The sequence below is a fragment of the Escherichia sp. E3659 genome (assembly GCF_005781135.1).
Taxonomy (GTDB): Bacteria; Pseudomonadota; Gammaproteobacteria; order Enterobacterales; family Enterobacteriaceae; genus Escherichia.
This window is the reverse complement of sequence record NZ_VATQ01000008.1, coordinates 122066-137517: the sequence shown is the minus strand read 5'-3', so window position 1 is coordinate 137517 and position 15452 is coordinate 122066. Positions and strand designations below refer to the sequence as shown.

Genomic DNA, 15452 nt, shown 5'->3' with positions numbered 1-15452 from the left:
GGATGTTTACTCCCTTCTGTCATGAAGCGATGAAATTATTCTTCTTCCGGTTCGTCGTCAACGTCCACTTCCGGAGCGATTTCATCGTCCCCTTCCGCGGCACTGCCGTCGATGGTATCCAGATCTTCTTCGTCAACCGGTTCAGCAACACGTTGCAGACCCACTACGTTTTCATCTTCCGCTGTACGGATGAGGATCACGCCCTGGGTGTTACGGCCCACGATGCTGATTTCCGAAACGCGAGTACGTACCAGCGTACCAGCATCGGTGATCATCATGATCTGGTCGCAGTCATCTACCTGCACCGCGCCAACCACTAAACCGTTACGTTCGGTAACCTTGATGGAGATAACCCCTTTCGTCGCACGCGACTTAGTTGGGTATTCCGCCACCGCGGTACGTTTACCGTAACCGTTTTGCGTTGCGGTGAGGATTGCGCCATCGCCACGCGGCACGATAAGAGAGACGACTTTATCGCCTTCGCCTAAACGAATACCGCGAACACCGGTGGTGTTGCAGCCCATCGCACGGACAGAAGACTCTTTAAAGCGCACCACTTTACCTTCGGCGGAGAACAGCATTACTTCATCTTCGCCACTGGTCAGGTCAACGCCGATCAGCTCATCGCCTTCAACCAGTTTGATCGCCACTTTACCGGCGGTACGCAGACGGTTGAATTCGGTGAGGACGGTTTTCTTCACAGTACCGTTAGCGGTCGCCATGAAGACTTTCACGCCTTCTTCAAACTCGGTCACCGGCAGGATCGCGGTGATACGTTCGTCCTGCTCCAGCGGCAGCAGGTTGACGATCGGACGACCGCGCGCGCCACGAGAGGCTTCCGGCAACTGGTAAACTTTCATCGAATAGACGCGACCACGGCTGGAGAAGCACAGGATATGATCGTGAGTGTTCGCCACCAGCAGCCTGTCGATAAAGTCTTCTTCTTTAATACGTGCGGCAGATTTACCTTTCCCGCCACGACGCTGCGCTTCGTATTCAGAAAGCGGCTGATACTTAACGTAGCCCTGGTGAGAGAGCGTCACTACCACATCTTCCTGAGTGATCAGATCTTCCAGGTTGATGTCTGCGCTGTTGGCGGTGATTTCAGTACGACGTTTGTCACCGAACTGTTCACGAACCAGCTCCAGCTCTTCGCGGATCACTTCCATCAGACGATCGGCGCTACCCAGAATACGCAGCAGTTCCGCGATCTGATCCAGCAGCTCTTTGTATTCGTCGAGCAGTTTTTCATGCTCAAGACCGGTCAGTTTCTGCAGACGCAGATCCAGAATTGCCTGGGCTTGCTGTTCGGTCAGATAGTACAGACCATCGCGCACGCCGAACTCTGGCTCCAGCCATTCCGGACGCGCAGCATCGTCGCCCGCACGTTCCAGCATCGCGGCAACGTTGCCCAGCTGCCACGGATTAGCAACCAGCGCGGTTTTCGCTTCTGCAGGCGTCGGCGCATGACGGATCAGTTCGATGATCGGGTCGATGTTTGCCAGCGCCACGGCTAATGCTTCAAGGATATGCGCACGGTCGCGGGCTTTACGCAGTTCGAAAATAGTACGACGCGTTACTACTTCGCGGCGGTGACGAACAAACGCCGCGATGATGTCTTTCAGGTTCATAATCTTCGGCTGACCATGGTGCAATGCCACCATGTTGATACCGAAAGAAACCTGCAACTGGGTCTGGGAGTAGAGGTTGTTGAGCACCACTTCACCGACCGCATCGCGTTTCACTTCAATCACGATGCGCATGCCGTCTTTGTCAGACTCGTCACGCAGCGCGCTGATGCCTTCCACGCGTTTTTCTTTTACCAGTTCCGCAATCTTCTCGATCAGGCGCGCTTTGTTCACCTGATACGGAATTTCGTGGACGATAATGGTTTCACGCCCGGTTTTGGCGTCGACTTCCACTTCTGCACGGGCGCGGATGTACACCTTGCCACGACCGGTACGGTAAGCTTCTTCAATACCGCGACGACCGTTAATGATTGCCGCCGTCGGGAAGTCCGGACCCGGGATGTGTTCCATCAGCCCTTCAATGCTGATGTCTTCATCATCGATATACGCCAGACAACCATTGATGACTTCCGTCAGGTTGTGCGGCGGGATGTTGGTTGCCATACCTACGGCGATACCGGAGGAACCGTTCACCAGCAGGTTAGGAATTTTGGTCGGCATGACGTCAGGAATTTTTTCCGTGCCGTCATAGTTATCAACGAAATCGACCGTCTCTTTTTCGAGATCGGCCATCAGTTCATGGGCAATTTTCGCCAGACGGATTTCCGTATAACGCATTGCCGCCGCAGAGTCGCCGTCGATAGAACCGAAGTTACCCTGACCGTCTACCAGCATATAACGCAGCGAGAATGGCTGCGCCATGCGGACGATCGTGTCATAGACCGCCGAGTCACCATGGGGATGGTATTTACCGATTACGTCACCAACGACACGGGCAGATTTTTTATAGGCTTTGTTCCAGTCATTGCCTAGTACGTTCATGGCGTAAAGTACGCGACGGTGTACCGGCTTCAGGCCATCTCGGACATCTGGCAGCGCACGGCCAACAATGACCGACATCGCATAATCCAGATAGGAGCTTTTCAGCTCTTCCTCAATGTTGACCGGTGTAATTTCTCTCGCAAGGTCGCTCATCTAACCGCTATCCCTCTACTGTATCCCGGATTCAAAGGTCGCAAATTATAACACAGCCGCGAAGATCTAGGTAAACCTATACGCTTTATTCACATCCAATGCCTGATATACTCGATTGTCTTGCCAATTACGGAGTAGAAGTGCCAATGAATGCCGAAAAATCGCCGGTAAACCATAACGTAGACCACGAAGAGATCGCTAAATTTGAAGCCGTCGCCTCCCGCTGGTGGGATCTGGAAGGCGAGTTCAAACCACTGCACCGCATTAACCCGCTGCGTCTGGGCTATATTGCCGAGCGTGCTGGCGGATTGTTTGGCAAAAAGGTGCTCGATGTCGGTTGCGGCGGCGGTATTCTGGCTGAGAGTATGGCGCGAGAAGGTGCGACGGTGACCGGTCTGGATATGGGCTTTGAGCCATTGCAGGTGGCAAAGCTGCACGCGCTGGAAAGCGGCATTCAGGTAGAGTACGTACAGGAAACCGTTGAAGAACACGCGGCAAAACATGCCGGGCAGTATGATGTGGTGACCTGCATGGAGATGCTGGAGCACGTCCCCGATCCGCAGTCAGTGGTCAGAGCCTGCGCACAACTGGTAAAACCGGGTGGCGATGTCTTTTTCTCCACGCTTAATCGTAATGGCAAGTCGTGGCTAATGGCGGTGGTCGGCGCGGAATATATTTTGCGCATGGTGCCTAAAGGCACGCACGACGTGAAGAAGTTTATTAAACCGGCAGAATTGCTGGGCTGGGTGGATCAAACCAGTCTAAAAGAGCGCCATATGATCGGGCTGCATTATAACCCGATCACTAATACTTTTAAGCTCGGCCCCGGCGTTGATGTGAACTATATGCTGCACACGCAAAATAAGTGAGATTGTTGACCGGGATACATCCGGCAACAGTGCCAATGCCTAATGAGACGCTTGCCGCGTCTTATCAGGCCTACAAATGCTCCCCGTCGTCCGGATGAGGCATTTACGCCGCATCCGGCAATGATGCAGGGTGGACAGCGATTACCATTTCACCGTCATCGACAAAAAACCTGCCGTCTGGGCAAAATCATCGCTTCCTTTCTGCCACGCCACGCTGCCACGCAGGGAAACTCGCTGACTGATATTGCCCGTTACTCCCACTTTTATTTCACCCCGTTGCTTCACCGCATCGTCACTGATTTGGCTACCATCTTCTTCAATTTCCGTCGAATGGGGATCGTGATAATAATTCAGATCTAATGTTGGTGTGACATGAACAGCGGGACGCCATTCGCTGTGTAATCCCAGCCGCGTCTGAATATCATCGCCCTGCGATTGTGACACCCGCGCATGGTTAGCGGCGGTAAAATCATCCTGCTGCACGCCCTGATAAATCACCTGCGCCTGCGGTTCAATCACCACACCACGCCCCGGTAACCACTGATACCCCGCTTCCAGCGAGGCGATAATCCCCGACGAGTGGTAATGGTCCGCGCCGTCGCTTTGTTCGCTAACATCATTCGTAAACCACGCGTATTGCAGCCAGCTATCCAGCCAGGCCCCCTGCCTCTGATTACCGTGCTGAAACCAGCTGGACGTCAGCCCAACGGCATAACCGTGGTTCTGGTTATCGGCGCGAGTTCCGGTCACATTCGAGCGGCTGTCCCCCTGGTTATCGCTGTAGCCACCTACAATCCCAAGCATCCACTCGCCATCATCGCCCATGCGTCCGCTTAACAGGTTGCTGCTAAGCTGTACCGTAGAAGTGTCTTCATGCTGAGCCAGTTGCCCTGCCGCCGTGTAATGATAACGTCCGCCGATAACACGTAAATTCAGCGTCTGACCATCGCCACCAGCGTGATCGTGTCGCTCCATCTCAAATGCCTGATTTGCCGCCCGCAAATTATTAAGATATCCCCCAACTTTGGCATTCAGCACAGGCTGATAAGCGGGTGTAGGTTCCGGGTCGGGTGTTGGATCAGGATCCGGCGAGGGATCAGGATCGGGAGTCGGGTCTGGATCAGGTGGCGGTGGCGTCGGAGTGACTTTTTGCGAACGCAGATACCAGTCATTATCATCTTCCACCAACGTATAGTCGTAAGCGCCCATATTGACGTAGCCGCTGCCCGCCAGACTAAACTGCGCATTGTTTTGAAACTGCGTGGGATCGGCTGCGAAATCAACCACTTTAATGCCTGTAGATGTCGGCTGGCCAATGCCAGTAATCGGGTTAATCACTACCGTGGTATTGCCGGATGTATTGCCATTAAGCACCAGCAGATCGCTTATGGAGTCATCGCCATCTAATTCACTGTCGAGAAGTAGCGTTCCACCACCGTTGTAATTGCCATTCACCGTCAGTGTGTCACCAGCAATGCCATTTTGCAGACTGACCGCACCGGAAGTATTCGTTAGATCACCATTGACCGTCACGTCTGAAAGATAAGTCAGGCTGTCGGTTTCCAGGTTGGTATTAAGCTCACCTGTCAACATCACTCCATCGGTGGCATTCACCAACGTACCGTCGCCGTTAAACAGCGAGGCATCCAGTGCGGCGGAAATATCCTGACTAGTCAGGCGTAAAACCGTACCATCGCTGATGTCGATAGTGCCGCTGGAAGTAGCATCAATAGACTGAATATCCTGATCCGCCCCAGTCTCAAACGTTGCCCCGTCACCGACCCACAGCGACGAAGCATAAGGAAAGATATTCGCAGCAGCGCCTTGCAGCGTGCCTTCTTCTACTCTCACCGCCGACTGCGTCGTACCGCTGGTAGTCAGCTCCAGCGTGCCTGCCCCCGTTTTAGTCAATGTGCTACCCACATCCTGATGCTGCCCGCTGCTGTCAGCCATCAGTGCGCCCCACTGCGTGTCTACACCCGCATCCACCATCACTTCACCATCGGCGCGCATTTCGATATCACGTCCGTGGCCTGCCGCCTCTGAACGCGTGTCAACGTCGGAGGTAATCTCCATCACGCTTTCTTGTTGATTATCAGTAAAAATAACCTGGCGGTTATAGTGGGTATCACCAAGCTGAGAGTTGTCGCTCACCACCAGCGTACCGGAAGCGATTTGTGTTGTGCCGAGGTATTGATTGTCATTTGCCAGGCTGACCTGCCCGTCACCTGCATCCACCACCACATAAACACCATTATTCCCGTCATCGCCAATATGCAGATCGTCGCCACCGTAAAGATCGACAACATCCTGCTGACCAATCACCGTACCGCCGCTGCCACTGATTTCCAGACCATCGTTCTCTGACGTACCGCTCTGCCAGGTAGTAAAATCGGAGAGATCCAATACGCCGCCATTTAACACGATGGACTGCGGATCGTCCTGCATATCCGCAAGGTCCGTGGCGTTACCTGAAAGCGAGAGGATTGCGCCATCTTCCACCACAATATCGCCGGTCAGCGCCATCGACTGCGCCCCCGCCAACACATAGCTGCCGTTTTCAGCAATCGTGAGTTGCCCTTCACCTTCGATGGTTCCGCTAAAACCGCCTGCATTAACGGTAACATTACCGCCAGCATCAATATTTAAGGTGCCATTCTGAAACCCCGTCAGGGAGTGAACAAAAGTCTGCTGTGTAGCGCCAACGTTCAATTCCGCCAGGTCATCCCGATGGCTGATACTGCCGACCATCAGGCCATAGCAATTTTGCGAATTACTCTGGCAACGGTCATCGCCGACATTCATCAGCGAATTGCTACGCCCCAGCGTCACTTCACCGTTTTCGATCCGCATCTCGCCGGTAAAATTATTATTATCCGCATTGAGCACCAGTTCGCCCGCTCCGGTTTTGCTGATACTCCCGGTTCCGGCAATGGAATCGATCGCACCATCGTTACTTACGTCACCGATAACCAGGGTTTTATTGGCAGCGATATCAAACCTTACCTGGCTTGAATCGACGTACATAAAGCCGCCCGCCGCTGGAGAAGGAGCATTGCTATAACCTGCTGCGCTGTTGTTCTCATCCACTAACACGCCGCCGTTCTGGCTGTAGCTGTCATCAACAGAAATATCAATAAGATAGGGAGCCGTCGCGCTATTGGTATAAATCGCCCCGCCATAACCTTCGGCAGTGTTATTTGTAAAGGCAGTGTTATTTATTATCGTATAACCTGAAGGGTGTGTAATATCGCTATTATTATCGGTGACATCGATTGCACCACCATCACCATCACTGTAACTTGTTGATGTGTATGCCTGGTTATTATCAAAAATATCATCACTTAAATCGACGTCATTATTGATAGTATAAATTGCACCACCTTTGCCGTCATTGGCAATGTTTTTGCTGAACACAGCATTGGTAATGCGTATATCTACCGCACCGGAGTCGTTGGTGCCAGAAGAATAGATCGCGCCACCATATCCTCCGGCTACGTTATCCACAAAAATAACATTATCAAGATTCAGCGTTGAGTTTTCTTTGGCAAATATTGCCCCACCATTATTATATTCGCCATTAACGGTATTATTCGCAAACAAGGTCATACCGCTTTCATTTTCTGGCGATAGTAAAAGTCCCGCCCCTTGTTGCAAAAATACTGCCCCTCCGCTAGCGCTATTTGTCATATCCGAAAAAACCAGCCATTGTCCGTCAGCGACGCTCCAGTCTTGTGTAATGCCTGAAAGGCTTTGCCTGCTGGCCTGGCAACTGCTGGTTACGTTGTTTCCCTGGCATGATTCAAAAGCCTGCGACGAGGCGTTTGCGGCTGTTAATGACCCCGCCATTATGGCAGGTATACCCCATATCATCCCTTTAGCAGAAAAAAGAATCCATTTTTTACTTTGCATGACCTGGTTACCACTTAAATAACATCGGTCTATTAAAAAACAGGTTATGCCTTTAAATAAAAATTAATTGTAAATCGTAAATAGATTAACCTTATGACATGGCAGTTAATGATAATAAATAGATCTGAAAACTTTCTTAAACCCACATTAATTCTTTAATTCACAATACTTAAATGACATTAATTTTATTAAATCATTTATCAACCATAAGAAAAATCAACATTGAGAGTAATTATTTAACATTGACTGAATAAAAAAACACCGTTACCAACCTTACAGCAGGTTACAAATGCTCATATTGTGAACAATGAAAATAAATGATTGCTCCAGATGCTGTTGTAGCAAAATCAATTTTTGTTGAATTGAATTAAGCGCAATAAATAACCTGGATCAATAATTATCTTAAATTGAACGTTCAAGAAATCACCGAACGGTTATTTTTAACAAATTTTTCTCTTCCCATTGACTTTCCCGAACACCTTGTCTGACCTAAGGTACGCGGAAGTCACTTTTTCCTTCCTGAGTTATCCACAAAGTTATGCACTTGCAAGAGGGCCATTTTCACACTATCTTGCAGTGAATCCCAAATAGACCCCCTATATATAGTGTTCGTTGCAGCTTTCCTTACTACAGGTAGTTGCGCGAAACTATTGCGGAAAAAACAGGTACGACATACATGAATCAGAATCTGCTGGTGACAAAGCGCGACGGTAGCACAGAGCGCATCAATCTCGACAAAATCCATCGCGTTCTGGACTGGGCGGCAGAAGGACTGCATAACGTTTCGATTTCACAGGTCGAGCTGCGCTCCCATATTCAGTTTTATGACGGTATCAAGACCTCCGACATCCACGAAACCATTATCAAGGCTGCCGCTGACCTGATCTCCCGTGATGCGCCGGATTATCAGTATCTCGCCGCGCGCCTGGCGATCTTCCACCTGCGTAAAAAAGCCTACGGCCAGTTTGAGCCGCCTGCGCTGTACGACCACGTGGTGAAAATGGTCGAGATGGGCAAATACGATAATCATCTGCTGGAAGACTACACGGAAGAAGAGTTCAAGCAGATGGACACGTTTATCGTTCACGACCGTGATATGACCTTCTCTTATGCTGCCGTTAAACAGCTGGAAGGCAAATACCTGGTTCAGAACCGCGTGACCGGCGAAATCTACGAGAGCGCCCAGTTCCTTTATATTCTGGTTGCCGCGTGCCTGTTCTCGAACTACCCGCGCGAAACGCGTCTGGAATACGTGAAGCGTTTTTACGACGCGGTTTCCACATTTAAAATTTCGCTGCCGACGCCAATCATGTCAGGTGTGCGTACTCCGACTCGCCAGTTCAGCTCCTGCGTGCTGATCGAGTGCGGCGACAGCCTGGATTCCATTAACGCGACCTCCAGCGCGATTGTGAAATACGTTTCCCAGCGTGCGGGGATCGGCATCAACGCCGGGCGTATTCGTGCGCTGGGTAGCCCGATTCGTGGCGGTGAAGCGTTCCATACCGGATGCATTCCGTTCTACAAACATTTCCAGACGGCGGTGAAATCCTGCTCCCAGGGCGGCGTGCGCGGCGGTGCGGCAACGCTGTTCTACCCAATCTGGCATCTGGAAGTGGAAAGCCTGCTGGTGTTGAAAAACAACCGTGGTGTAGAAGGCAACCGCGTGCGTCATATGGACTACGGGGTACAAATCAACAAACTGATGTATACCCGCCTGCTGAAAGGTGAAGATATCACCCTGTTCAGCCCGTCCGACGTACCGGGGCTGTACGACGCGTTCTTCGCCGATCAGGAAGAGTTTGAACGCCTGTACACCAAATATGAGAAAGACGACAGCATCCGCAAGCAGCGTGTGAAAGCCGTTGAGCTGTTCTCACTGATGATGCAGGAACGTGCGTCTACTGGTCGTATCTATATTCAGAACGTTGACCACTGCAACACCCACAGCCCGTTTGATCCGGCTATTGCGCCAGTGCGCCAGTCTAACCTGTGCCTGGAAATCGCTCTGCCGACCAAACCGCTGAATGACGTTAACGACGAAAACGGTGAAATCGCGCTGTGTACGCTTTCTGCTTTCAACCTGGGGGCAATTAACAGCCTGGATGAACTGGAAGAGTTGGCCGTTCTGGCGGTACGCGCACTTGACGCGCTGCTGGATTATCAGGATTACCCGATCCCGGCCGCCAAACGCGGGGCGATGGGTCGTCGTACACTGGGTATTGGTGTGATCAACTTCGCTTACTATCTGGCGAAGCACGGTAAACGCTACTCCGACGGCAGCGCCAACAACCTGACGCATAAAACTTTCGAAGCGATTCAGTATTATCTGCTGAAAGCCTCTAACGAGCTGGCGAAAGAGCAAGGCGCATGCCCGTGGTTTAACGAAACCACTTACGCGAAAGGGATCCTGCCGATCGATACCTATAAGAAAGATCTGGATGCCATCGCTAATGAGCCGCTTCATTACGACTGGGAGGCTCTGCGTGAGTCAATCAAAACGCACGGCCTGCGTAACTCCACGCTTTCTGCCCTGATGCCGTCCGAGACGTCTTCACAGATCTCTAACGCCACTAACGGTATTGAACCGCCGCGCGGTTACGTTAGCATCAAAGCATCGAAAGACGGTATTCTGCGCCAGGTCGTGCCGGACTATGAACATCTGCACGACGCCTACGAGTTGCTGTGGGAAATGCCGGGTAACGATGGCTACCTGCAACTGGTTGGTATCATGCAGAAATTTATCGATCAGTCGATCTCTGCGAATACTAACTACGATCCGTCACGCTTCCCGTCAGGAAAAGTGCCGATGCAGCAGTTGCTGAAAGACCTGCTCACCGCCTACAAATTCGGGGTCAAAACGCTGTATTATCAGAACACCCGTGACGGCGCAGAAGATGCGCAGGACGATCTGGTGCCGTCAATCCAGGACGATGGCTGCGAAAGCGGCGCATGTAAGATCTGATATTGAGATGCCGGATGTGGCGTAACCCCTTATCCGGCCTACGGTTCGAATTTGTAGGCCTGATAAGACGCGCCAGCGTCGCATCAGGCACAGGATGCGGCGTAAAATGCCTTATCCGGCATTAAAACCACAGGACACATTCATGGCATATACCACCTTTTCACAGACGAAAAATGATCAGCTCAAAGAGCCGATGTTCTTTGGTCAACCGGTCAACGTGGCCCGCTACGATCAGCAAAAATATGAAATCTTCGAAAAGCTGATCGAAAAGCAGCTCTCTTTCTTCTGGCGTCCGGAAGAAGTTGACGTCTCCCGCGACCGTATCGATTATCAGGCGCTGCCTGAACACGAAAAGCACATTTTTATTAGCAACCTGAAGTACCAGACGTTGCTCGATTCAATTCAGGGTCGTAGTCCGAACGTAGCACTGCTGCCGCTGATCTCGATCCCGGAACTGGAGACCTGGGTCGAAACCTGGGCATTTTCAGAAACAATTCACTCTCGTTCCTATACCCATATCATTCGCAATATCGTTAACGATCCGTCTGTTGTATTCGACGATATCGTCACCAACGAGCAGATCCAGAAACGCGCAGAAGGCATTTCCCGCTATTACGATGAACTGATCGAGATGACCAGCTACTGGCATTTGCTGGGCGAAGGCACCCACACCGTCAACGGCAAAACCGTGACCGTTAGCCTGCGCGAGCTGAAGAAAAAACTTTATCTCTGCCTGATGAGCGTTAACGCGCTGGAAGCGATTCGTTTCTACGTCAGCTTTGCTTGTTCCTTTGCCTTTGCAGAACGCGAACTGATGGAAGGTAACGCCAAGATTATTCGCCTGATTGCCCGTGACGAAGCCCTGCACCTGACTGGCACCCAGCATATGCTGAATCTACTGCGCAGCGGCGCGGATGATCCGGAAATGGCGGAAATAGCCGAAGAGTGTAAGCAAGAGTGCTATGAGCTGTTTGTCCAGGCGGCACAGCAGGAGAAAGACTGGGCTGATTATCTGTTCCGTGACGGTTCGATGATTGGTCTGAACAAGGACATTCTCTGCCAGTACGTCGAGTACATAACCAATATCCGCATGCAGGCAGTTGGTTTGGATCTGCCGTTCCAGACGCGTTCCAACCCGATCCCGTGGATCAACACCTGGCTGGTGTCGGATAATGTACAGGTTGCTCCGCAGGAAGTGGAAGTCAGTTCTTATCTGGTCGGTCAAATTGACTCGGAAGTGGACACCGACGATTTGAGTAACTTCCAGCTCTGATGACCCGCGTTACCTTGCGCATCACTGGCACACAACTGCTGTGCCAGGATGAACACCCTTCCCTTCTGGCGGCGCTGGAATCTCATAATGTGGCGGTTGAGTACCAGTGTCGCGAAGGCTACTGCGGCTCCTGTCGCACACGCCTGGTTGCAGGTCAGGTTGACTGGATTGCCGAACCGTTAGCCTTTATTCAGCCAGGGGAGATTTTGCCCTGTTGTTGCCGGGCAAAAGGCGATATCGAAATAGAGATGTGATCTGGCACTAGTGCCAGATGCGACGCGGATGCGTCTTATCTGGCCTACAACAATTACATGGCGTAGTAATACGCTTTCACCTGTTTCCAGTCGGCTTTGGGGATCGGCTCCAGATATTTTTCCAGTTGGCGGAAGTCATGATTGATCGCTTTATGGCGCCGTACACGACGGCGGCTTTTCTCCAGGTCAAGAAAACCAGCTTCTGCTTTACCTTCCGTTTTCACATAGATATGGCGAACATAACAGCAACCATGCTGCCGATTAACGCTATGCATTTTCTTAAACGCCAGCGCTACCGCTTTTAGCATCCCTTCGCGAACATCATCAGCAAAAGGCGTAATTGCATGTTGCGCATACCAGTCAGCAATGCTGACAAACCCCGCCATATCTTCTGTCACCAGCAACGCACGCCATTCGCCATCAATTTTCACCGCTTCTCCAAAAACGATTTTCGGCACAATCACGCCAGCGCGTTCCAGATCTTTTATCACCGCAACCTCGCGCACAATCGTCGGGCGACCAAACGGATAGCGGAGGGAATGAAACAGGTGCTGAGTCATGCGCTTCACGTAAATTTTTTGCCCGTCTCGTTCAACGCATTGCACCCCACTCATGCCATTGCGGCGGAAATTCGGCTCTTCAACCCAGTCTCCTTCCGTTGCCCACCAGTGATTAAATTCATCGAGTTTTGCTGAAACAACCATACCCTGTCGCCTGTTGTTATTGTTAACGACAATGACTATAGGTGTTCACCTTAAGAAAAACTTAATAAAAAGTGTTTATTAATGGGTTTCTTTTGCCGGAAACAAGTCATCCCGCGCTAAATAACAGCAAGTAAGAATAACTAACAGATTTTATTGAAGAATTAACTATGCCCACTATGTGTAGGGGTGTGGATGAAGAGTGGTATCGGATGGCACATAAGTGCCATCCGACACTGAATTTACTCTTTGTTAAGGAATTTTACCGCCTTGTCAGGGAAGTCGGTAAATAACCCATTAACACCGGCTTTATTGTACAGAATGTCATACAACTGATTCACATCGGTGGCATATTCCGGTAGCTTGTCGGCCCGCACGGTATAAGGATGCACCACCAGCTTATTCTGCTGTGCATCTTTTACCATTCCGGTAAGCTTGATATTACCCGGCTGCGATGTCTCATCAATCACCATATGGTAATCCGGACCAATACCATCAGCATATTCCGCTACCTGTTTCATGGCACCCGGTTTGAACATCCAGTCATAGCTGTAATTAACCCAGCTTCCGTCCGGTTGTTTCTGCTGAGTTTCGTTCCAGTCGGTATAGGCAATCAGCTGTACCAGGTTGAGGTCCATACCCATTTTAGGTTCCAGCTCATTCTTAATACGCTTCAGTTCATCAGCATCAAAGCATTGCAGATAAACCTTATCATCCTTACCGGTGTAGCCATATTTCTTCAGCACTTCCAGGGTTTTTGCCGCAATATCCTTCCCTTCCTGATGATGGAACCACGGCGCTTTAATCTCTGGATAGATACCAATATTTTTCCCGGTCGAATGGTTTAGCCCCTGAACAAATTCAATTTCCTCTTCGAAAGTGTGCACCCGGAAGTCAGATTTACCCATCGGGAAACGTCCGGGGAAAGTCTGCACTTTTTTACCGTTTTCAATATCGAAGCCTTCAGTGAATTTTAAAGACTTAATTTCATCCAGTGTAAAATCTATCGCGTAGTAACGACCATCTTTGCGCGCCCTGTCCGGGAAACGATCGGCGACATCGGTTACCCGGTCAAGATAGTGGTCATGCAGAACGACCAGATGGTCATCCTTCGTCATCACCAAATCCTGTTCAAGATAATCGGCCCCCTGCGCATACGCCATCGCCTTTGCAGGCAGCGTATGCTCCGGCAAATAACCACTGGCGCCACGATGGGCAATCACTATTTTCTCACTGTTATCCGCCGCCATTGCACTGCTTCCCATGATCATTCCACTCATCATGATAGCCATGCTAAGGTTTTTCAGCGTCAATTTCATGCCATTAGCCTCCGTTGCGTTTTTGCTGTAATTCCTGATGGCGACGTTTTTCGCCAATCATTACGACAATTAACAAGATAACCGCCAGAATGCTGCCGCCAATCATCACCATGAAGCCGCCATCCCAGCCAAAGTAGTCAACGGTGTAGCCGACAATCGCGCTTGCCGCTACGGAACCACCAAGGTAACCAAACAGTCCGGTAAAGCCCGCCGCCGTACCTGCCGCTTTCTTCGGCGCCAGTTCCAGCGCGTGCAGACCAATCAGCATGACTGGGCCGTAGATCAGGAAGCCGATAACAATCATACAAATCATATCGACGGTTGGGTTGCCTGCCGGGTTCATCCAGTAAACGATGGTGGCGATGGTCACCAGTGTCATAAAGAAGACGCCGGTTGCCCCACGGTTACCACGGAAAACTTTGTCCGACATCCAGCCGCACAGCAGAGTGCCCGGAATACCCGCATACTCATAGAAGAAGTAGGCCCAGGAGGATTTATCCAGCGCGAAGTGTTTCACCTCTTTCAGGTAAGTCGGTGACCAGTCGAGGATACCGTAGCGCAGCAGATAGACGAACACGTTGGCGATGGCGATGTACCACAGCAGTTTGTTCGGCAGCACGTACTGCATGAAGATCTGCTTCGCCGTCAGTTCCTGTTCCGCTTTTTCGTTATAGTCGTCCGGGTAATCATTTTTGTACTCTTCGATCGGCGGCAAACCACAGGATTGCGGGGTATCGCGCATCATCGCAAAGGCGAACAGAGCCACCAGAATGGCACAGAAAGCCGGCATATAAAGCGCCGCGTGCCAGTCATTGAACCAGGCCATCCCCAGCAGGAACAACAGCGGCGGAATACCACCACCGACGTTATGCGCACAGTTCCACACCGACACAATGCCGCCACGTTCTTTCTGCGACCACCAGTGCACCATAGTACGACCGCACGGCGGCCATCCCATCCCCTGGAACCAACCGCAGAGGAACAGCAGCACAAACATCACCGCAATGCTCGATGTCGCCCACGGAACAAAGCCCATAAAAAGCATAACTGCCGCAGCAAGAATCAGACCTGCTGGCAGGAAAACGCGCGGATTCGAGCGGTCCGACACCGACCCCATGATGAATTTCGAAAATCCGTAGGCAATTGAGATCCCTGAAAGGGCAAAACCTAAATCACCACGTGAGAACCCCTGCTCCACCAGGTAGGGCATCGCGAGAGCAAAGTTCTTACGAACCAAATAGTAAGCGGCATAACCAAAGAATATCCCCAGGAAAATTTGCCAGCGTAATCGACGGTAAGTCGGGTCGATCTCCGCAGCAGGTAAGCGCGCCTTGTGTGGCGCTGGTTTAAAAATACTCAACATTTATAGCCTCCGTGGCCGTGGTCTTATTTATGATTAACAGCCTGATTCAATGGAAGAACCTGCCGTTTCTTGAGTTGCCGCGATGTTAATTAATCATTCATTCCATGAATGTGAATTACCGCACACATTATTAAAT

The 15452-nt window shown here is 51.0% G+C and carries 9 protein-coding genes; 4 read left to right on the top strand and 5 right to left on the bottom strand.

All coding sequences use genetic code 11. The features are described from left to right. Window positions 1-35: 35 nt before the first annotated feature. Window positions 36-2663, bottom strand: coding sequence for a DNA topoisomerase (ATP-hydrolyzing) subunit A (gene gyrA / locus FEK47_RS08835; RefSeq protein WP_001281237.1), 2628 nt, complete (start codon window positions 2661-2663; stop codon window positions 36-38). Window positions 2664-2809: 146 nt separating this feature from the next. Here gyrA and ubiG point away from each other — a divergent pair, with 146 nt between their 5' ends. After that, window positions 2810-3532, top strand: coding sequence for a bifunctional 2-polyprenyl-6-hydroxyphenol methylase/3-demethylubiquinol 3-O-methyltransferase UbiG (gene ubiG, locus FEK47_RS08830; RefSeq protein WP_130207157.1), 723 nt, complete (start codon window positions 2810-2812; stop codon window positions 3530-3532). Window positions 3533-3673: 141 nt separating this feature from the next. On the opposite strand, the gene yfaL is transcribed toward ubiG, so the two are convergent. Continuing rightward, window positions 3674-7444 carry an AIDA-I family autotransporter adhesin YfaL/EhaC gene (gene yfaL / locus FEK47_RS08825; protein WP_138183164.1) on the bottom strand — a complete coding sequence of 1257 codons (3771 nt, stop codon included), beginning with the start codon at window positions 7442-7444 and terminating at the stop codon, window positions 3674-3676. 676 nt (window positions 7445-8120) lie between these two features. Between yfaL and nrdA the strand changes: the two genes are divergently transcribed. From nrdA to yfaE, 3 genes are all read left to right on the top strand, one after another. Beyond that, window positions 8121-10406: a class 1a ribonucleoside-diphosphate reductase subunit alpha gene (nrdA, locus tag FEK47_RS08820; RefSeq protein ID WP_135487503.1), complete on the top strand. Its 2286-nt coding sequence runs from the start codon at window positions 8121-8123 to the stop codon at window positions 10404-10406. 142 nt (window positions 10407-10548) lie between these two features. Next, complete coding sequence (gene nrdB / locus FEK47_RS08815) at window positions 10549-11679, top strand: class Ia ribonucleoside-diphosphate reductase subunit beta (protein WP_130207160.1); 1131 nt, start codon at window positions 10549-10551, stop codon at window positions 11677-11679. Then, a complete protein-coding gene (gene yfaE / locus FEK47_RS08810; RefSeq protein WP_130217032.1) occupies window positions 11679-11933 on the top strand; it encodes a ferredoxin-like diferric-tyrosyl radical cofactor maintenance protein YfaE in 255 nt (84 codons plus the stop codon). Before nrdB ends, yfaE begins: the two co-directional genes overlap by 1 nt. Before the next feature lie 53 nt (window positions 11934-11986). On the opposite strand, the gene inaA is transcribed toward yfaE, so the two are convergent. The 3 genes from inaA to glpT form a co-directional block, all read right to left on the bottom strand. After that, a complete protein-coding gene (gene inaA / locus FEK47_RS08805) occupies window positions 11987-12637 on the bottom strand; it encodes a lipopolysaccharide kinase InaA (protein ID WP_135487502.1) in 651 nt (216 codons plus the stop codon). A gap of 239 nt (window positions 12638-12876) precedes the next feature. Then, on the bottom strand, window positions 12877-13953 hold the full coding sequence (gene glpQ, locus FEK47_RS08800) for a glycerophosphodiester phosphodiesterase (protein ID WP_130217028.1): 1077 nt from the start codon (window positions 13951-13953) through the stop codon (window positions 12877-12879). Window positions 13954-13957: 4 nt separating this feature from the next. Continuing rightward, complete coding sequence (glpT, locus tag FEK47_RS08795; RefSeq protein ID WP_064526704.1) at window positions 13958-15316, bottom strand: glycerol-3-phosphate transporter; 1359 nt, start codon at window positions 15314-15316, stop codon at window positions 13958-13960. Window positions 15317-15452: the final 136 nt, after the last annotated feature.

Coding starts and splice junctions, on each gene's coding strand:
- gyrA (WP_001281237.1), bottom strand. CDS start 2,663: ATGAGCGACCTTGCGAGAGAAATTACACCGGTCAACATTGAGGAAGAG.
- ubiG (WP_130207157.1), top strand. CDS start 2,810: ATGAATGCCGAAAAATCGCCGGTAAACCATAACGTAGACCACGAAGAG.
- yfaL (WP_138183164.1), bottom strand. CDS start 7,444: ATGCAAAGTAAAAAATGGATTCTTTTTTCTGCTAAAGGGATGATATGG.
- nrdA (WP_135487503.1), top strand. CDS start 8,121: ATGAATCAGAATCTGCTGGTGACAAAGCGCGACGGTAGCACAGAGCGC.
- nrdB (WP_130207160.1), top strand. CDS start 10,549: ATGGCATATACCACCTTTTCACAGACGAAAAATGATCAGCTCAAAGAG.
- yfaE (WP_130217032.1), top strand. CDS start 11,679: ATGACCCGCGTTACCTTGCGCATCACTGGCACACAACTGCTGTGCCAG.
- inaA (WP_135487502.1), bottom strand. CDS start 12,637: ATGGTTGTTTCAGCAAAACTCGATGAATTTAATCACTGGTGGGCAACG.
- glpQ (WP_130217028.1), bottom strand. CDS start 13,953: ATGAAATTGACGCTGAAAAACCTTAGCATGGCTATCATGATGAGTGGA.
- glpT (WP_064526704.1), bottom strand. CDS start 15,316: ATGTTGAGTATTTTTAAACCAGCGCCACACAAGGCGCGCTTACCTGCT.